Here is an 18,918-nt window from a genome sequence, read left to right on the forward strand (position 1 = left end):
GTTCGCCCTGTTAAGCCCGAAGCATGTTCAAGCTCATGGCCGTGGCGCTGGCGATCGCTTCCGTTCCCGACGGCTCGCCCGTCTACCTGGCCGACGGCGGCGGCAAGCTGTCGCTCGCGGTGGTGTCCGGCCGGCCGGTGCTGGCGGACGCGGCGGACCCGGGTGCCAAGTGGACGTACGCCGGGCAGCACTTCACGAACGTCTCAAGTGGACAGTGCTTGACCGCGGCGAGCCCGGTCGACGGCCTTGCGGTGAAAGTGGCCGCGTGTTCCGACACGGACAAGCACCAGTCGTGGCGGCGCGTGGCCGGGCTGCCGGGCCTGGTGGAGATCGCGAACCTCGCGACCGGCCGGTGCCTGACGGCGGAGGACGCGGTCGCGGGAGCCCGGCTGTACCAGGAAGTCTGTTCCCTGACGGGAATCGCGAACACGTGGGCGGCGGGCGGCCGCACGCTGGCGATCCTGTCGGGCAACGGCCAGCGGCTGGCGTCCAAGGACCCGGGAGCGCCGTTCGTGGTCCGGGTGATCGGCGAGAACGGCCAGCCGGCGGCGGACGTGCCGGTGACGTTCTTCGTGCGCGCGGCCCGGCCGAAGAACGCGTTGGCCTTCGAGGGCGGCGGGGAGACGGTGACGGTCAAGACGGGCGCCGACGGAACGGCGTCGAGCCCGAAACTGGTGCTGACGGAGGTGGGCGAGTTCGAGGCGCGGTTCGTGGGAACGGCGGGACTGGACGACGGCTCGTCGATCGCCTTCGAGGGCTCGTGCCTATGCTGACTCGGGCAGGAAGTCCCCGGCGTCGCGGGCATCGAGGTCACCGACCTCGCCTTCCTTCGCCGCTTTCCGGCCGAGCGTGAAGACGTACCCCAGGAACAGCACCTCGACCAGCACCCCGATGCCCACCCGGACCCACGTCGGCCAGCCCGACGGCGTCACGAACGCCTCGATGATCCCCGACACGAACAGCACGCACGCCAGCCCCAGCGCCATCACCACGACCGAGCGGCCCTGCTCGGCCAGCGCCGTCGTGCGGGAGCGGCGGCCCGGGTCGACCACCGTCCAGCCGAGCTTCAGCCCGGTCCCCGCCGCGACGAACACCGCCGTCAGCTCCAGGAGGCCGTGGGGGAGCAGGAGACCGATCATCACGTCGCCGCGGCCGGCCGCGCTCATCGCGCCGATGATCACGCCCGCGTTGAGCGAGTTCATCCACAGCGCGCCGATCACCGGCAGGCCCAGCGCGACGCCGAGGAACAGGCACGTCGCCGCCACCCACGCGTTGTTCGTCCACACGCGCGCCGCGAACGACGTCGCCGGGCCCGTCGAGTAGTACGCCTCGGCGTCGCCGCCGGGCTTCGTCAGCTGGTTCAGTTCGTCCGCGCTCCCGAGCGACGCGCGGACGTGCGGGTCGCCCGCGACCCAGACGGCGATCACGGCCATCACCGCGATCGACACCAGCGCGGCCGGAAGCCACCAGCGGCGCGAAAGGTAGACGGCGGCGGGGAAGCGGCGCGTGAAGAACAGCGCGACTTCGCGCCACGCGGGGTTGTGCGACCCGGAAATCGCGCTCCGGCCACGGGCGACCAGCCCGGACAGCCGGCTCACCAGCGCCGGGTCGGGCGCGACCGAGCGGACGATCGACAGGTGCGTCGCGGTCCGCTGGTAGAGCGTCACCAGCTCGTCGGCCTCCGCGCCGGTCAGCTTGCCGCCCCGGTGGGTCAGCTCGCCGAGCCGGTTCCACTCCGCCGAGTGCGTCGCGACGAAGACGTCCACATCCACGCCGACCACCCTAACCGGTCGCTACGCTGGGCTGGTGCACGAGGAATCGGAGCTGGTCACCGGGGAAGCCGTCGTCCTGGACCTGCGCGTCGCGAAGCTCGCCAGCCGGGCGCTGGCGATGCTGCTGGACGTCCTCGTGCAGTTCGCGCTGCTGCTCGGCACGTTCTTCGTCCTGACGCTCACGGTGCCGGGCGAGGACGAATCGCTCGCGCTGACGCTGATCCTGGTGTTCCTGGTGCTGATCCTGGTCGGCTACCCGGTGCTGTTCGAGACGCTCTCGCGCGGCCGGTCGCTGGGCAAGCTGGCGGTGGGGCTGCGGGTGGTGCGCGTCGACGGCGGGCCGATCCGCTTCCGGCACGCCCTGACCCGCGGGCTGGCGGGGTTCGTCATCGACTTCTGGGCGCTCGGGGTTTTCGGGGCGGTGGCGGTGATCGTGTCGCTGTGCTCGTCCGACGGCCGCCGCGTGGGCGACTTCCTGGCGGGCACGCTGGTGATCCGCGACCGCGTCCCGGAGAGCGCGGGGTACCCGGCGATCGGCATGCCCCCGGGCCTCGAGGGCTGGGCGGCCCAGCTCGACCTGACCCGGCTCCCGGACGACCTCGCCCTGGCGAGCCGCCAGTTCCTGGCCCGCTTCGGCCAGCTGTCGCCGGAGGCGGCGCACGCGCTGGGCTGGAGCCTGGCGCAGCAGGTGGGCAACGCGCTGGGCACGCCGGTGCCGCCGGGGGTGCCGCCGTGGGCGTTCTTGGCGGCGGTGCTGGCGGAGCGGCGCAACCGCGACCACGCACGGGCGATGCAGGCGTACGCGGCCCAGGTGCAGGCGGCGCGCGGGAACGTCCCGGCCACGCCGTCACCGGGGTACGCGGCGAATACGCAGCCCGGGGCCGGGACCACGGGTGGCTCTTCGCCGTGGTCGGCCGGCGCCGCGACCGAGGCCGAGCCGGCCACGCCGCCGTCGGGCACTCCGGCGCCGGCGGCCGAAAACCCGTTCGCCCCGCCGAGCTAGGACACGTCTCCGGAAGCCGAAAGCCACGTGTTGCACTGCTGGTTGCGGTTCTTCGTCGCGCCGTGTTGCCACCACGCGATGTTGTGCTTGGCGCTGCCGTGGTCGCGCTTGCCGTTGCGGGCGTAGTCGTCGCCGCGGTCCTGGGCGTTCCACGCCTCGTTGTAGATGTTCTTGTCGACCGACCCGCCGGACACCGACGCCGAACCGAGGAACATCCCCGAGAAGCACTGCGCCTCGAGCTCCATCCGGCGCGACAGCTCCAGGCCGATCGCCGAGTCGGCGCCCGCGTCGTAGCGCTGGTTGCCGTACGCCTCGGAAATGCCCGCCAGGTTCTGCACGTGGTGGCCGTACTCGTGGGCGAGGATCGACAGGTACGGGCCGGGGTGGTTGCCCCACACGTCGATCTCGATGCGGTCCATCGGCATGTAGATCGTGTCGTTCGACGGGCAGTAGAACGGCGTGACGCCGGTCGTCGTGCCGCCGCTGCCGCACGGCGTCGACGATTCCGACAGCGACCGCGGCACCGACAGCTTCGGCGACCGGAACGGCAGGTCCACGGCGCCGAGCATGCGCGACCACATGGCGTCGAGGCAGGCGATCCCGGACTGGAAGAACCGGGTGGCGCTGCCCTGGTCGGTCGCCCAGCGGCTCAGCGAGCAGGGGATGTTCTGCAGGCCGTAGTCGGGGCTGCCGAACATCGGGTTGTTCCCGGTCGCGGCGACCGAACGCGGGCCGCTCGGTTGTTCGGACGTGCGGGTCGTGCGCTCGGTGGTCTCGCTGGTGGTCGTCTCTTCGGTGGTCTCGCTCGCGGTGGTGGTTTCGCGCGCGGAGGTGGTTTCGTAGGTGTCCGAGGGGTAGGTGCTCGAGTAGCCGGCATCGGCGACGTGCCGGGTGTTGCCGCCGATGAGCGCGACGGCCGCGACGAGCCCCCCGACCACGGCGACGATCCCGATGATCGCGACGGCGACGATGACCCCGGTGTTCGACTTCTTGGCGACGTAGGGCCGATAGCCGGGCGCGAACCGCGGCCCGAAGGGATGGCCTGGGGGCGGCCCGGCGTAGGCGGGGGTGAAGACGGGCGGCACGGCGGCGGCCGGTGGGGGAAGCGGTGCGCGGGCCGGGAAGCCGGGACGCGGGTAGGGGCCGCTCGCGGGGAAGCCTTGGGTGCCTTGCGGACCTCGGGGCGGTTGCCCGGGGTACGGCGGTTGGCCGGGCGCGCCTACGGGACCTTGCGGGCCTTGACCCGGTGCGCCGCCCTGCCATGGCCCCGGCTGCCCACCCGGACCCTGCCCCGGCCGCCCCTGCGGCAGCGGCCGCACCCCCGGTGGCGGCAACGGCCGGGCCCCCGGCGGCGGCACCGGCCGCCGCGGATCCCGCGGACCAGGACCAGCACCGAAACCAGGACCCTGCGGGCCGTGCGTCATGAAAGCGGAACCCCCCGTGCGATTTCCCCGTCGGAACCGGCGTACCTGCGGAAATCTCGCCGTTCCGGGCGTCAGCATAGATCGAGTGCTCTAGGGTGTGGTGCTGTGTCGATGAAATGGGGGGCGGCGGTCGCGGCCGTCGTCATGGTGCTGGCCGCCGCCGGGCCCGCCGCCGCGCAGGGGCCGTCCGCCGGGCCAGTGCTGCCGAACGCTCCTTCCGACCAGGTCAAGAAACCCCAGCAGCTGAGCGGCCAAGACGTCCAGCCGCCGGAAGGCGCCACCGCCGACGTCGCCCTCAAAGTCCTGCGCGACGGCTCCCTCGAAGTCACCGAGCACGTCACCGTCCCCGGCGGCAAGCAGCTCACCTCGCGCGTTCCCCTCAAGGTCTCCGCGGGTGACGACCAGGACCGCGTCTTCGCCGTCAAGAACGTCAAGACCGAAGGCGCCGCCACCAGCCTGCTGACCGGTGACCAGCTCGTTCTCACCTTCACCGGCGGCGCGTCGACGGTCACCTACTCCGTCGACGGCGCCGTCGCCGACCAGAGCGGCCGCCAGCAAGCCCGCTGGCAGGTCGCCAGCGGCTTCGACACCCCGCTCGCCAAGCTCACCGCCTCCTTCCTCGCCCCGTCCCCGCGACTGTCCCCTGTGGACTGCTTCGCCGGCCCCATCGGCTCGAACCAGCGCTGCACGCTCGCCGAGCTCGACCACACCGGCGTCGTGCGCCTCGAACAGAACGACGTCCGCCCCGGCGACCGCGTCGACCTCCTCGTCGGCCTGCCCGCGAACACCGTCCCGGCCACCGCGAAGTTCGCCGACGTCGGCCTCTTCGCCACCGCCTTCGCCTTCACGCCGCTGACCGGCGTCGCCTTCGCGCTCCTGCTCGTCTTCCTGATCGCCGGCGGCCTCTACGTCCGCCGCCGCCGCAAGGAGGACGCGGGCGCCCTCACCACCGCCACCGGCCCGGTCGAGGTCCTGCTGCGCGACGGCGACCGCGTCTTCTTCGCCAGTCCGGACGGCGTGCTGCCCGGCCAGGTCGGCACGGTCGTCGACGAGACCGTCGACGTCGTCGACATCAGCGCCACCGTCGTCGACCTCGCCGTCCGCAACTACTTGTGGCTGGCCGAGGTGCCGGGCCCCGACTGGCAGCTCGCCCGCCGCAACCCGCCCGACGAGCACCTCCACGAATTCGAACGCGCCGTCTACGAGACGCTGCTCCCGGCGGGCACCGACGCCGTGCTCGTCTCGCAGCTGCGCGCCCGCGGCACCCTGGACCTGCGCAAGATCAGCGACGCGATGTACGCCGACGTCGTCACCAAGCGCTGGTTCTCCCGCCGTCCCGACACCGCCCGCGGCCGGCTGACCTGGCTCGGCGCCGGCATCTTCGCGCTCGGCGCGGCCGCCACCGCCGTCCTCACGTTCACGGTCGGCGAAGCGCTGCTCGGCGTCGCGGTCGCGCTGGCTGGCCTCGCCGTCGCCGCGGCGGCCGCGCTGCTGCCTTCGCGCACCGCGCGCGGCCGGGCGCTCGTCGGCCAGGTCCGCGGCCTGCTCGACTACCTGCACACCGCCAAAGCCGAGGACATCCCGCCCGCCGACCGCGAGATGGTGTTCTCGCGCTCGCTGCCGTACGCGGTCGTGCTGGGCGACACCGAACGCTGGCTCGGCGCCTTCGCCGCGCTCAACCCGGCGTCGGACGGCTCGGCCGGCCTCTACTGGTACGGCGGCATGGAGGCCGACCACGACCTGCGCCGCTTCGGCGCGCACTTCCCGTCGTTCCTGACCGCGCTCGACGGGCTGCTCACCGCGGCCGGCCGCACCGCCCGCTGACCGTGCTCGCCGGGGCGGTGCTGGCGCTGGTCCTGGCGGCGGCGCCGGCGGACCAGCCGCCCTTGCCGACGGTGCCGCAAAGCGCCGAGATCCAGCTCAAGGTCGAGCGCGACGGCTCGCTCTCGGTCGCCGAGGCGATCTCGGTGCCGAACGGCGTCACCATGGACCGCCGCGTCCCGTTGCGCGTCGCCGCCCCGCACCACCGCGACCGCGTCTACGGCGTCCGCGACGTCGTCCTCGAAGGCAGCGGGAACGCCCAGGTGGACCAGGACGCGCTGACCGTCCACCTGACATCCGGCACTTCGGTCCTCCGGTACACAGTGGACGGTGCGGTGGGCGGTGACCGCGTCACCTGGGAGCTGGCCGGCGGCTGGAGCACCGACCTGAAGTTCGTCCGGGCCTCCTTCGCGGCGCCGAAGATCCCGACGGCCGTCGACTGCCTGGCCGGTGACTTCCCGTGTGCCGCCGCGCAGATCGACCACGCCGGGCTGACCCGGTTCAGCCAGCAGAACCTCCCCGCGGGCGAGCGGATGACGGCGACCGTCGAACTGCCCCCGGGCACCGTGCCGGCGAACGAAGTCCTCGTCCCCGCCAAGACGATCGCCGGCGCGTTCGTCCTCACCGCACCGGTCGCCTGGGCGTGGGCGGGCTTCGGCGCGCTCCTGCTGGCCGCGGCCGCCTGGGTCCTGCTCGCCCGCCGCCGGGACACCGGCGACCCGCCGAAGGCCGGCCTGATCGCGAAGAACGGCGAGTTCGCGTCCCCGGAAGGAGTGCTGCCCGGGCACGCCGGCATCCTCCTGCACGGCCGCGCCGGGGCCGCCGACCTCGCCGCGACCGTCCTCGACCTCGCCGTCCGCAACTACCTCTGGGTGAGCGACGGCTCCCGGCTGACCCGCCGCAACCCGCCCGACGCCCACCTCACGACCTTCGAGCGTGCCGTGTTCGAAGCCGTCCTGCCGGAGGAGTCGGTGACCCTCGCCGAACTGCGGCAACGGCACGTCGAGATTCCCCGCGCGGAACTGACCGCGGACCTCGCCGGCCGCGGGTGGCTCGCGACCGGGCGGCTCCGGCGCGCGGGGATCCGGGTCGTGTTCTACGGCGTGTTCCTCACCGTCCTGCTGGCCCTGACGGCCGGGTACGCCCAGCTCGGTGTCATCCTCGCGCTGGCCGGGGTCGCGGCCGTCGCCGTCTCGGCGGCGCTGCCCGCTCGCCGCCGCGCGGGTGCCGACGTCGCGCGCCGGCTGCGCGGCGTCGCCGAAGAACTGGCCACCACCCGGGCGAAGGACTTCGACAAGCCCCAACGCGAGCTGGTGTTCTCGCGTGGCCTCCCGTACGCGTCAGCTCTGGGCGAACTGGGCCCGTGGGTGGCCGCGTTCGCCGCCCTCGAGCACCCTCCGCCGGTCTACTGGCACGACGGCGACATCACGCCTGACCAGGCCGGATCCTTCGCGACGGCGCTGGCGGGCACCTTCGCCGGCGCCCGTCGCGGCCGTCGCCTCGACGCCGTGCGGCAGCACACCCGTTCTCACTCGCCAGTCGGGACGCACGCGGGCGCCGACCCGTCGTAGGGTGGGGCCATGGCCGATCCCGAGCTCGTCCGATACACCCTCGACAACGGTCTGCGCGTGGTCCTCGCACCCGACGCGACCGCGCCGGTGGTCGGCGTCAGTGTCCACTACGACGTGGGCTTCCGCTCCGAGCCCGAGGGGCGCACCGGTTTCGCGCACCTCTTCGAGCACCTGATGTTCCAGGGCTCGGAGAGCCTCGAGAAGCTCGCCCACTTCCGGCACGTCCAGTCCAGCGGCGGCACCTTCAACGGGTCGACCCACCCGGACTACACGGACTACTTCGAGGTGCTGCCGAGCGCCGCGCTCGAGCGCGCGCTGTTCCTCGAGGCCGACCGGATGCGCGCGCCGAAGCTGACCGCCGAGAACCTGGCGAACCAGATCGACGTCGTCAAGGAGGAGATCCGGCTCAACGTGCTGAACCGGCCCTACGGCGGGTTCCCGTGGATCACCCTGCCGCCGGTGCTGTACTCGACGTTCCCCAACGCGCACAACGGGTACGGCGGCTTCGAGGACCTCGAGAGCGCGACGGTCGACGACTGCGCGGCGTTCTTCGACACCTACTACGCGCCGGCGAACGCGGTGCTCACCGTGGCGGGCGACTTCGAGGTGGACAACGCCAAGAAGCTGATCGAGACGCACTTCGGCGACGTCCCGCACCGGCCCGCGCCGCAGCGCCCGTCGTTCGCCGAGCCGCTGCCGACCACCGAGCTGCGCGGCGAGGTCGAAGACCCGCACGCCCCGCTGCCCGCGCTCGGCATCGGCTACCGGATGCCGGACCCGATCAACGACGTCGACGGCTACCTGGCCTACCTCGTGCTCGCCGGCGTCCTCACCGACGGCGACGGCTCCCGCCTGCAGCAGCGGCTGGTGCACCGCGAGCCCCTGGTCGTCGACATCGGCGCCGGCGCCGGGCTGTTCGGCCCGTTCGAGGCGCGCGACCCCGACACGTTCACCATCACCCTGATCCACCCGCACGAGGTGCCGCGCGAGCGCGTGCTCGCCGCGCTGGACGACGAGCTGGAGAAGCTCGCCGAGACCCCGCCGAGCGAGGAGGAGCTGCGCAAGGTCACCGCCCGCTGGACGGCGAGCCTGCACTCCGAGCACGACCGGCTGGTGTCCCGGACGCTGGCCCTCGGTTCGTTCGAGCTGCTCTACGGCGACGCGTCGCTGGTGTACAAGCTCGCGGACCGGATGTCCGCCGTCACCTCGGAAGCCGTTTCGGCGGCGGCGAAGGCGCTGCGCCCCGACGCGCGCGCCGTCCTGGTGGTCAAGCCCGCTTCGGAAGGGACCAACGAGCAGTGACTTCAGCAACGCACCGCAGTGCGGACGAGATCGGCCGCACGACGCGGGGGCCGCGCCCGCTGCCGCCGCTGGGCGAGCAGCGCGCCGCCGCGGACCTGTCCCATGTGGACACCGAGCTGGCCAACGGCCTGCGCGTGCTGGCCGTGCGCAAGGCGACCGTGCCGCTGGTCGAGGCCCGGCTGTGGATCCCGTTCGCGGGCGACGACGCGCTGCACCCGGCCACGGCCGAGGTGCTCGCCGAGACGATCCTGACCGGCACCGCGCGCCGCGACCGCATCGAGATCGACGCCGAGCTGGCGCTGATCGGCGGCGACATCGGCGCCGGCGTCGACCCGGAACGCCTGGTGCTGACCGGATCCGCGCTCGCCGACAAGCTGCCGACGTTCCTCGACGTCCTCGGCGACGTCCTCACCGGGGCGACCTACGCCGACGAGGAGATCGCCCGCGAGAAGGAGCGGCTCGTCGAGCGGATCGCCGTCTCGCGGACCCAGCCGCGCACGATCGCGCGGGAGGCCCTGCAGAAGCACCGCTACGGCGACCACCCGGCCACGCGCGAGGTCCCGCGCGCCGAAGACGTCGCGGTCGTGACGCCGGAGCAGGTCCGGGCGCTGCACCAGGCGTCGGTGCTGCCGCGGGGTTCGGTGCTGGTGCTGGTCGGCGACCTCGATCCGGCATCGGTGATCGGTGACCTGGAGAAGGTGCTCGGCGGCTGGGCGTCCGACCGCTCCGCCGTCCGGCTGCCGCCGCTGCCGGAGCTGACCGGGCCGAACGTGCTGCTGGTGCCGCGCGCCGGGGCCGTGCAGTCGCAGATCCGGCTCTCGGCGCAGACCGTGCCGCGCACCGACCCGGGCTACGCGGCGCTGCAGCTGGCGAACCTGGCCTACGGCGGGTACTTCTCGTCGCGGCTGGTGGAGAACATCCGCGAGAACAAGGGGTACACGTACTCCGCGCACTCCGGGTTCGAGTTCACCGACGGCACCGCGGTGGTCAACGTCGACGCGGACACGGCCACCGAGGCGACCGCCCCGGCGCTGCTGGAGACCCGCTACGAGCTGGGCCGCCTCGGCCAGGTTCCGCCGTCGGGCGACGAGCTGGAGTCGGTGCGGCAGTACGCGATCGGCTCGCTGCTGACGTCGACGTCGTCGCAGTCCGGGCTGGCCGGGCAGGTGCTGGCGCTGGCGTCGACCGGGCTGGGCCTGGAGTGGCTGAACGAGCACCCGGCGCGGGTGGCGGCGGTGACGGCCGACGAGGTGGCCGAAGCGGCGCTGAAGTACTTCGCCCCCAAGCGGTTCACGGGCGTGGTGGTCGGCGACGCGGGTGTCCTGGAACGCAAGCTCCTGTCCCTGGGCGACGTCGTCGTGGGCGAGCCGGCCTGATGTCCGTCCCGTTCTCGCTGGGTTCGTCGCCGACCCTGTCGCGGTCCACTGTGGACCGCCAGGAAGGCTTGCGCACCAACCCTTCGCGACTGCTGTCGCGCTGGGCGGACGCCCGGGTCGTCCTGCTGGACGACACCGGGCGCACCCCGGTCGTCGAGGGCTCGTCCGTGCTGTCGTTCCGCAAGGCGATCGACTTCGGTGCTTCGCCACCGGCGGACGCCGTGTTCCTCGGCGAGTGGCAGGACACGGACTACTGGTCCCTGCCGGGCGGCCCGTCGGGTGACGCGGGCACGGTGAAGATGGCGGGCAGCTGGGGCTTCGTCGAGGAGGTCCCGGCCGCCGACGGCGAGATCTGGGTCGAGCTGCGCGGCTACGGCGACCTGTTGGACGACACGTCGGCCGGCCTGTTCACGACGGCGCAGGCGTTGCGGAACTGGCGTCGACAGGCGAAGTTCTGCACGCGGTGCGGCCACCCGACGGAGCTGATCCAGTTCGGCTGGGCGAGCAAGTGCACGAACGACGGCCGCGAGGAGTACCCGCGCACCGACCCGGCGGTGATCTGCCTGGTCCACTCGGCGGAGGGCACGAACGGCTCGCACGTGCTGCTGGCGCGCCAGCCGATCTGGCCGGCGGGCCGGTATTCGGTGCTGGCGGGGTTCGTCGAGGCGGGCGAGTCGCTGGAAGCGTGCGTGATCCGGGAGATCCGCGAAGAGGTGGGGGCGTCCGTGTCGGACGTCCGGTACCTCGGGAGCCAGCCGTGGCCGTTCCCGCGGTCGATCATGCTGGGCTTCACGGCGCGGGCGGACCGGTCGTTGCCCCTGGTGCCGGCGGACGGGGAGATCGAAGAGGCGCTGTGGGTGTCGCGCGCCGAGGTGCGTGCGGCGTTCGCGAACAGCGCGGTGCGGGGTGAGGGTTCGAAGCCGACGCCGATCGCCGGTGGGGCGGCGGAGATCATCCTGCCGGGGAACTCGTCGATCGCCCGCGTGATGCTCAAGGCCTGGGCGGACGCGGAGGAGTAACCGCCCGCCGTCGTGAAGGCGTGCTGATGGCGTGCCTTCACGACATCGCTCATCGCTCATCGTCGATCGTTGCCGCGACCAAGGCGTCTCGCATGACTTCCCAGCTGTCGGCCGGGAGCGGAACGCCTTGGTTCGCGTTGTAGCCGTTGTTTGCCAGTTCGTGGGCGGGCCGTGCGGCGGCACCGGACAGCCGAGCACGTCCTCGGGCAGATCACCGCAGGTCAGCGCGCTCGATCACCGAGCGGGTCGGCGTGCCCCTGAAGTCGGGCTTCGCGCGGTACGCCAGGTTTAGGGTTTCGAGCCGGTAGCTCCAGTCGCTGCCGCACTGGCACGTCGCGCCGAACCGCATGTTGACCTGCCACCGGATCCACTCACCCGGGAGCAGGCGGACCGGCGAGGGCCGCCACGCCCGGTTGGGCCGGCTCCACGCCGACGGCACCACCATCACCAGCAATCCGCCGTCGACCTCGCGGAGTCTGACACCGTCCAATTCGGCGAGCGGGCGCAGCGCGAACCGCGGCTCGAAGCCGGTCGACTCGTCGACATCCACGAGGTGCAGCGCCGCCCCCGCCGGCACGGGGAACGCCACCGGCGCCGCGTTGCGCACGGCAGCGAGCGGGCCACCCCGCGACCTCTTGGTCCAGGTGGTCCGCACCTTCTGCGCCACGACGTCCACGAACACCAGCATCCCCGCATGCGCAACCGGAAATCCGTCGACCAGGCCCGGCGGCACCGGCGCAACTCGTCAACCGGTGTTTCCGCCAGGTGGCCCAGCGGGGCCCGAGGCGTTACCTGCTCGTTTCACCAGACCGTTGACGGCTGTGCCCCGGCTCACTACAGTCCTGCGAAACCGTCTGTAAAGTATCCTAATTAAGTCGGGAGCGACGAGTGCGAGCCGGTAGCCCGCGGATGCTGCGCGAGATCAACGATCGCGCCGCCATCGAGGTCCTCCTTCGGGAAGGCCCGCTGACCCGCGCCGAACTCGAACTCGCCATCGGGCTCTCCAAGCCCGCCACCGCGCAGCTCATCACGCGGCTCGAGCAGGACAACCTCGTCGTGAAAGCCGGCGTGCGGGGCGGTGGCCGGGGACCGCGCGCCCAGCTCTGGGCCGCCAACGGCGGTCTCGCCTTCGTCGCCGCCGTCGATCTCACGCCGCACGTCGCCGACTTCGTCGTCGCCGATGTCGCCGGGATCGTGCTCGCCGAATACCGGACGCCGCTGCCCGTCCACGAAGGCGCCGACGTCGTCGGGACCTTCGGCGAGGCACTGAGCCAGGTCGCCGAGGAGGCCGGGGTCGGGCGAGAAGACCTGGCCCACGTCGTGATCGGCGCGCAGGGGGCGTTCGATCCGCGGACCGGCCTGCTCTCCTCCGCCCCGCACATCCCCGGCTGGCTCGGCTTCGACGTCCCGCAGAAACTCTCCGACGAGCTCGGCGTCGACGTCCTCATCGAGAACGACGTCAACCTCGTCGCCGTCGAGGAAATGACCGTCGGGCAGGCGCAGGACGTCGACGACTTCGTCATGGTCTGGCTGTCCGAAGGCGTCGGCGGCGCCGTCGTCATCGGACGGCGGCTGCTGCGCGGGGCCACCGGCGGTGGCGGCGAGATCGACTGGATGCGGGTGCCCGATCCGGCCACAGTGGACACCGGTGACGTCTGGCCCGAGGCCGGCGCCCGGTTCGGCAACCTCGTCGACTCGCCCGCGATCTGCCGTCTCGCGGCCGCGCACGGCGTCCAAGCCGAAACCGCCTGGGACGCCATGGCGAAAACCGGACCGGACCACCCCTTCCGGCACGACCTCGCCAAGCGGGTCGCCGGCGGCGTCGCCAACCTCGTCGCGGTCGCCGACCCGCAGCTCGTGCTCCTCTGCGGCGACACCAGCCGCGCCGGTGGCGAAGAGTTCGCCGCGCTGGTGCAGGCGAAGCTCCACGAACTGGTCCTGCCGCGCACGCCGGTCGGCTGCGCTTCCGTGCAGGGCAACGCCGTCCGCGCCGGTGCGCTGCAGTCCGCGCTGGCCACCGCCCGTGAGGACGTCTTCGGCGTCGTCACCCCCACGCTCCTCGGGTCGCAGGCCCGAGGACGAAAGCACCCGTCCCCGACCGAGTAGCCCAACCGATGAGGAGGAGGGCCATGCCCCCTACCACCCGGACCCGCCGAGGCGCCCTGTTGCTGGCCGCCGCCGCGGCGTCCGTCCTGCTGACCAGCGCCTGCTCCGGCGCCGCCGCCCCGAGCGGCGGTGACGCGGCCGCCGCGCCCGGCAAGGACGACAAGATCACGATCACCGTGTACTCCAAGTTCACCGACCGCGAGTACGGCGTGGTCACCGCGGGCCTCAACAAGCTCAAGGCGAAGTTCCCGAACATCGAGATCAAGCACGAGGGCAACCAGGACGACGACAAGCTCACCCAGTCGATCCGCGGTGGCAATCCACCGGACGTCGCGATCTCCTTCTACACCGACAACCTCGGTGCCTGGTGCTCCACGGGCAGCTTCCAGGACCTCAAGCCCTACATCGAGCGCGACAAGATCGACCTGAACCAGATCCCGGACGCGGTCCGCAACTACACCGAGTACCAGGGCAAGCGGTGCGCGATGCCGATGCTCGCCGACGTCTACGGCCTGTACTACAACAAGGACATGTTCGCGGCGAAGGGCATCACCTCGCCGCCGAAGACGACGTCGGAACTGTTCGAGGCCACCAAGAAGCTCACCGAGTTCAACCCGGACGGCTCGATCAAGGTCGCCGGCTTCCTGCCCTCGATGCCGTTCTACGCCAACCAGGCCCAGTACTGGGCGCCGAACTTCGGCGCGCCCTTCCTCGGCCCGGACGGCAAGTCCGACCTCGCCACCAACCCCGGCTGGAAGGCGATGTTCGAGTTCCAGAAGCAGCTCATCGACTTCTACGGCGGCCACGACAAGGTCGAGCAGTTCAAGGCCGGCCTCGGGGACGAGTACTCCGCCGACCACGGCTTCCACAAGGGCAAGCTGGCGATGATCTACGACGGTGAGTTCCGCACCGCGTTCCTCAAGGACCAGGCACCGAACGTCAACTACGGCACCGCGCCCGCGCCGGTGCTCGACAGCATGGCCGACCACTACGGCGGCGGCTTCACCACCGGCACGATCATCGCGATCCCCAAGGGCGCCAAGAACCCCGGCGCCGCGTGGGAGCTCATCAAGCAGGTCACCCTGGACACCGACACCCTGGTGGACATGGCCAACGGCCTGAAGAACGTGCCGAGCACCAAGGCGTCGCTCACCTCGCCGCGCCTGGACCTGCAGCCGCAGTTCAAGACGTTCCTCGACATCTACGACAGCGGCAAGCTGGTGGCCAACCAGACCACCCCGATCGGCGACGCGCACCTCAAGGCGGTCAACGACTTCGCCGAGAAGTGGCAGGCCGGTTCGATCCCCGACCTGACCGCGGGCCTGCAGAAGGTCGACGCGCAGATCGACGACGAACTGAAGCAGAAGGGCGCGGGCGGATGACTCTGTCCGATGGGGTCTCGGCGGTAACGAGTACCTCGCCCCCGCTCGCCGAAAAGGCTTCCCCGTCCGCACCTGCGAAGGTGCGGGCGGGGGCCCGCCGGGCCAAGCGCCGCCGGACCGTCTTCCTCTTCATGGCCCCGGCGTTCGTCGGGTTCCTCGTCTTCTTCGGCTACCCGCTGATCGCGACGGTCTACTACTCCTTCACGCGCTACGACCTGATCAACCCGCCGCAGTTCGTCGGCTTCGACAACTACATCCGGATGTTCACCACCGAGCCGCTGGTCGGCACGGCCGCGTACAACACGCTGTGGCTGGTGGTCGTCCTGACGGTGTGCCGGGTGGTGTTCTCGCTCGGCGTCGCCTCGGTGATCTCGCGGCTCAAGTCGGGCGTCGGCCTCGTCCGCACGCTCTGCTACCTGCCGACGCTGGCCCCGCCCGCGGCGGCGACGCTGGCGTTCGTCTTCGTGTTCAACCCGGAGTTCGGCCCGGTCAACCGGTTCCTGCGGCTCGTCGGCATCGACGGCGGGCTGTGGTTCAACAGCCCGGCGATGTCGAAGCCGGCGCTGACGCTGCTGGCGCTGTGGGGTTCCGGCGAGCTGATGATCATCATCCTGGCCGCGCTGCTGGACGTCCCGACCGAGCAGTACGAAGCCGCCGAACTCGACGGCGCCGGCCCGATCCGCCGGTTCTGGCACGTCACGCTGCCGTCGATCTCGCCGGTGCTGCTGTTCGGCGTGGTCAACTCGATCATCTACGCGCTGCAGTTCTTCACCCAGGCGATCGTGGCGGCGTCCGCATCAGCGGGTACCGCGGACGTCGCCGGGAACTCGAAGCTCATCGGGGCGCCGCAGAACTCGACGCTGACGTACCCGATCTGGCTGTACGTCCAAGGTTTCCGCTACTTCAACATGGGTTACGCGGCGGCGATGGCCGTGCTGCTGTTCATCGTTTCCGCGGCCTTCACGTGGATCCTCGTGCGGCAGCTGCGGAAGTCCCAGCACCAGGAGGAGGGGGCATGACCGCCGTGGCCGAAGCGCCGCAGCGCGAGGCGGGCGTACCGCCGAAGGTGCGGTTCAAGCGCAATTGGGACAAGCGGCTGTCGTTCATCGCTCTGCATTCGGTGGGCATCGCGATGGGCGTGATCTTCATGCTGCCCATCCTGTTCGTCTTCCTCACCGCGGTGATGGCGAGCGACCAGGCGATGACGGCGAGCCTGTGGCCGACCGAATGGCACTTCGAAAACTTCGTCAAGGTGTTCCAGAAGGCACCGCTGCTCGAATACTTCGGCAACAGCCTGCTGTATTCGGCGCTGGCGACGGCGGGCGCGCTGCTCTCGGCGATCCCGGCGGCCTACGGGCTGGCGAAACTGCGGTGGCGCGGGCAGAACCTGTTCTTCATGCTGACCGTGGCCGCGATGCTGCTGCCGCCGCAGGTCACCGTCGTGCCGCTGTACGACCTGTGGGTCCGGATGGGTCTCACCGGCACGCTGGTCCCGCTGATCGTGCCGTACTTCTTCTTCGACGCGTTCTCGATCTTCCTGCTCCGCCAGTTCTTCCTCACCATTCCGAAGGACTACATCGAAGCGGCGAAGATCGACGGCTGCAACGAGTTCCAGGCGATGGTCCGGGTGCTGATCCCGATGGCCAAGCCGGGGATCGCGGCCACCGCGATGTTCTGCTTCCTGTTCACCTGGAACGACTACTTCGGGCCGCTGCTCTACACCGGCGAGAACCAGGACCACTGGCCGCTTTCGCTGGCGATCGCGTCCTTCCGCGGCATGCACCACGTCGAGTGGAACATGACGATGGCGGCGACCGCGCTGATCATGGCGCCGGTGATCGTGCTGTTCGTGTTCGCGCAGAAGTCGTTCGTCAAGGGCATCACATTCACGGGAGTCAAGGGATGAAGCTGGCAGTCGTCGGCGGCGGGTCCACCTACACGCCGGAGCTGATCGACGGGATCGCCGGGCGCCGGTCCACTTTGGACGTCGACGAGATCGTGCTGGTCGACCCGGACGCCTACCGCGTCGAGGCCGTCGGCGGGTTCAGCCAGCGCCTGCTCGACCACGCCGGGCACCCCGCGCGGGTCAAGACGACGCAGTCGCTGGAAGAGGGTGTCGACGGCGCTTCCGCTGTGCTGATCCAGCTGCGCGTCGGCGGCCAGCGGGCGCGGCGCTCGGACGAGACGTTCCCGCACGCGTGCGGCTGCGTCGGGCAGGAGACGACCGGCGCGGGCGGGCTGGCGAAGGCGCTGCGCACTGTCCCGGTGGTGCTCGACATCGCCGACCGCGTCCGCAAGATCGCCGGCGACGACACGTGGATCGTCAACTTCACCAACCCGGTCGGCATCGTCACCCGCGCCCTGCTCAACGAGGGCCACCGCGCGGTCGGGCTGTGCAACGTGGCGATCAACCTGCAGCGCCAGTTCGGCAAGCTGCTCGGCGTCGGCGCGGACGACGTCAAGCTCGTCCACACGGGACTGAACCACCTGAGCTGGGAGCGCGGCGCGCTCGTCGACGGCGTCGACCGGCTGCCGGAGCTGCTGGAGAACCACCTGGACTACCTGTCCACCGAGGTCAGCGTGCCCCAGACGTGGCTGCGGCGGATGAACGTCGTGCCGTCGTACTACCTCAAGTACTTCTACGCGCACGACGAGCAGGTCACCAAGCAGCGCACCGAGCGGCCGCGCGCGGACGTCGTCTCCGACGTCGAGGAAGAGCTGCTGAAGATCTACCTCGACCCCGAGCAGAACACCAAGCCGGAGTCCCTCGAAAAGCGCGGCGGCGCGTACTACTCGGAAGCCGCCGTACAGCTGGTGCACGCGCTGACCGCGGGCGGCCCGGCCGAGGAGCACGTGGTGAACGTCCGCAACGACGGGACCTTCCCGTTCCTGCCGGACGACGCCGTCATCGAAGCCAGGTCCATCGTGGACTCGAAAGGGGCGGCGCCGATCCCGCAGCCGGCGGTGGAGCCGCAGTTCTCGGGCCTGATCTCGGCGACCACGGCCTACGAGTTCCTGGCCCTGGAGGCAGCGCTCAAGGGTGGCCGCGACCGCGTGGCCGACGCGCTGCTCGCGCACCCGCTGGTCGGCCAGTACTCGAAGGCCGACACGCTCGCCGACTCGCTCGTGCAGATCAACCGCGAATACCTGCCCTGGGCGCGCGGATGAGGCCCGCTGTCATCGCGATCGACGGCGGCAACAGCAAGACCGAGGTCCTCGTGATCTCGGAAGACGGCGTGGTGCTGGGCAAGTCGAGGGGCCCCGGCGCGTCGCCGCAGAACATCGGCGTCGCAGCCTGCGTCACGGCGTTGGAGGGCTTGGTACTGGAGGCGTACCAGGACTTCGGGGAAAAGCCGTTCGCGGTGCACACCTCGGCGTACCTGGCCGGGCTGGACTTCCCGCGCGAGGAGGAGGCGCTGCACGCGGCGCTGTCCGCGCGCGGGTGGAGCGACACCCTGACGGTCGGCAACGACACCCTCGCGCTGCTGCGGGCGGGCAGCGCGGGGGTGGGGGTCGCGGTCGTCTGCGGCGCCGGGATCAACGGCGCCGGCGTCGGCCCGGACGGCCGCGTCCACCGCTTTCCCGCGCTGGGCAAGATCTCCGGCGACTGGGGCGGCGGCTACCGGCTCGGCGAGGAGGCCCTGTGGTGGGCCGTGCGGGCGGAGGACGGCCGCGGCCCGCGAACCGCGCTGATGCCGGCGGTGGCGGCCTACTTCGGGAAGCCGACGCTGCTGGACGTGGTGCAGGGCCTGCACTTCGAGGAGATCGACCCGGCGTCGATCCACGGGCTCTGCCCGCTGCTGTTCGAGGTGGCGGCGGCGGGGGACGAGGTCGCGCAGGACATCGTGACGCGGTTCGTCGAGGAGGTCAGCGTGTTCGCGGCGGTGATCCTGCGCGAGCTGGACCTGACCGAGGACGCGCCGGAGATCGTCCTCGGCGGCGGTGTCCTGACCGGCATCGGCGCGCCGGTGATCGCGGAGATCGAGAAGCGGTGCCTGAAGGTGGCGCCGCGAGCGGTGGTCCGCGTCGTCGACGTGAACCCCGTGGTGGGGGCGGCGTTGTTCGGACTCGACGAGCTGGGCGCGTCCGAGGCCGCGAAGGCGGCCTTGAAGGCGGCGACCCAGCGCGTCTGAAGACCCTGG

Annotated in this window: 16 protein-coding genes; 13 read left to right on the plus strand and 3 right to left on the minus strand. The window is 71.4% G+C overall.

From position 1 onward, the window contains the following. Positions 1 to 23 precede the first annotated feature (23 nt). A complete protein-coding gene (locus ACWEVP_RS39205) occupies positions 24 to 773 on the plus strand; it encodes a hypothetical protein (protein WP_452067629.1) in 750 nt (249 codons plus the stop codon). Here the strand turns inward: ACWEVP_RS39205 and ACWEVP_RS39210 are convergent. Beyond that, positions 765 to 1,772: a stage II sporulation protein M gene (locus tag ACWEVP_RS39210; RefSeq protein ID WP_452067630.1), complete on the minus strand. Its 1,008-nt coding sequence runs from the start codon at positions 1,770 to 1,772 to the stop codon at positions 765 to 767. The two genes, ACWEVP_RS39205 and ACWEVP_RS39210, sit on opposite strands and share 9 nt — an antisense overlap. A 34-nt stretch (positions 1,773 to 1,806) precedes the next feature. Here ACWEVP_RS39210 and ACWEVP_RS39215 point away from each other — a divergent pair, with 34 nt between their 5' ends. Beyond that, on the plus strand, positions 1,807 to 2,775 hold the full coding sequence (locus ACWEVP_RS39215) for an RDD family protein (RefSeq protein ID WP_452067631.1): 969 nt from the start codon (positions 1,807 to 1,809) through the stop codon (positions 2,773 to 2,775). On the opposite strand, the gene ACWEVP_RS39220 is transcribed toward ACWEVP_RS39215, so the two are convergent. Then, positions 2,772 to 3,860 (minus strand): neutral zinc metallopeptidase, encoded by a 1,089-nt coding sequence (locus ACWEVP_RS39220; RefSeq protein WP_452067632.1) that lies wholly within the window; start codon positions 3,858 to 3,860, stop codon positions 2,772 to 2,774. The two genes, ACWEVP_RS39215 and ACWEVP_RS39220, sit on opposite strands and share 4 nt — an antisense overlap. A gap of 450 nt (positions 3,861 to 4,310) precedes the next feature. Here ACWEVP_RS39220 and ACWEVP_RS39225 point away from each other — a divergent pair, with 450 nt between their 5' ends. From ACWEVP_RS39225 to nudC, 5 genes are read left to right on the plus strand one after another with little or no spacing between them, the layout of a single operon-like run. After that, a complete protein-coding gene (locus ACWEVP_RS39225; protein WP_452067633.1) occupies positions 4,311 to 6,023 on the plus strand; it encodes a DUF2207 domain-containing protein in 1,713 nt (570 codons plus the stop codon). A gap of 17 nt (positions 6,024 to 6,040) precedes the next feature. Beyond that, the gene (locus ACWEVP_RS39230; protein ID WP_452067634.1) at positions 6,041 to 7,591 is read left to right on the plus strand and encodes a DUF2207 family protein; all 1,551 of its coding nucleotides are present in this window, start codon (positions 6,041 to 6,043) and stop codon (positions 7,589 to 7,591) included. A 9-nt stretch (positions 7,592 to 7,600) separates the two neighbouring features. Then, complete coding sequence (locus ACWEVP_RS39235) at positions 7,601 to 8,893, plus strand: M16 family metallopeptidase (RefSeq protein ID WP_372672186.1); 1,293 nt, start codon at positions 7,601 to 7,603, stop codon at positions 8,891 to 8,893. Next, positions 8,890 to 10,269: a M16 family metallopeptidase gene (locus tag ACWEVP_RS39240; RefSeq protein ID WP_452067635.1), complete on the plus strand. Its 1,380-nt coding sequence runs from the start codon at positions 8,890 to 8,892 to the stop codon at positions 10,267 to 10,269. The genes ACWEVP_RS39235 and ACWEVP_RS39240 overlap by 4 nt, the downstream gene beginning before the upstream one ends. Continuing rightward, a complete protein-coding gene (gene nudC, locus ACWEVP_RS39245) occupies positions 10,269 to 11,288 on the plus strand; it encodes an NAD(+) diphosphatase (RefSeq protein WP_452067636.1) in 1,020 nt (339 codons plus the stop codon). The genes ACWEVP_RS39240 and nudC overlap by 1 nt, the downstream gene beginning before the upstream one ends. 211 nt (positions 11,289 to 11,499) lie before the next feature. Here nudC and ACWEVP_RS39250 read toward each other — a convergent pair whose 3' ends face one another. Continuing rightward, on the minus strand, positions 11,500 to 11,976 hold the full coding sequence (locus ACWEVP_RS39250) for a hypothetical protein (RefSeq protein WP_452067637.1): 477 nt from the start codon (positions 11,974 to 11,976) through the stop codon (positions 11,500 to 11,502). 221 nt (positions 11,977 to 12,197) lie between these two features. On the opposite strand from ACWEVP_RS39250, the gene ACWEVP_RS39255 reads away from it, so the two are divergent. Genes ACWEVP_RS39255 through ACWEVP_RS39280 form a run of 6 tightly spaced genes read left to right on the plus strand, consistent with a single transcriptional unit; the run spans position 12,198 to position 18,909 of the window. Then, positions 12,198 to 13,394, plus strand: a complete 1,197-nt coding sequence (locus ACWEVP_RS39255; protein WP_452067709.1) for an ROK family transcriptional regulator — start codon at positions 12,198 to 12,200, stop codon at positions 13,392 to 13,394. A 23-nt stretch (positions 13,395 to 13,417) separates the two neighbouring features. Further along, positions 13,418 to 14,776, plus strand: coding sequence for an extracellular solute-binding protein (locus ACWEVP_RS39260; protein ID WP_452067638.1), 1,359 nt, complete (start codon positions 13,418 to 13,420; stop codon positions 14,774 to 14,776). Continuing rightward, positions 14,773 to 15,795: a carbohydrate ABC transporter permease gene (locus ACWEVP_RS39265; RefSeq protein WP_452067639.1), complete on the plus strand. Its 1,023-nt coding sequence runs from the start codon at positions 14,773 to 14,775 to the stop codon at positions 15,793 to 15,795. Before ACWEVP_RS39260 ends, ACWEVP_RS39265 begins: the two co-directional genes overlap by 4 nt. Continuing rightward, a complete protein-coding gene (locus tag ACWEVP_RS39270) occupies positions 15,792 to 16,682 on the plus strand; it encodes a carbohydrate ABC transporter permease (RefSeq protein ID WP_452067640.1) in 891 nt (296 codons plus the stop codon). Before ACWEVP_RS39265 ends, ACWEVP_RS39270 begins: the two co-directional genes overlap by 4 nt. Then, complete coding sequence (locus tag ACWEVP_RS39275) at positions 16,679 to 17,944, plus strand: 6-phospho-beta-glucosidase (RefSeq protein WP_452067641.1); 1,266 nt, start codon at positions 16,679 to 16,681, stop codon at positions 17,942 to 17,944. The genes ACWEVP_RS39270 and ACWEVP_RS39275 overlap by 4 nt, the downstream gene beginning before the upstream one ends. Continuing rightward, complete coding sequence (locus ACWEVP_RS39280) at positions 17,941 to 18,909, plus strand: N-acetylglucosamine kinase (protein WP_452067642.1); 969 nt, start codon at positions 17,941 to 17,943, stop codon at positions 18,907 to 18,909. Before ACWEVP_RS39275 ends, ACWEVP_RS39280 begins: the two co-directional genes overlap by 4 nt. The last annotated feature ends 9 nt before the right edge of the window (positions 18,910 to 18,918 follow it).

The sequence above is a fragment of the Amycolatopsis sp. NPDC003865 genome, from assembly GCF_053605345.1.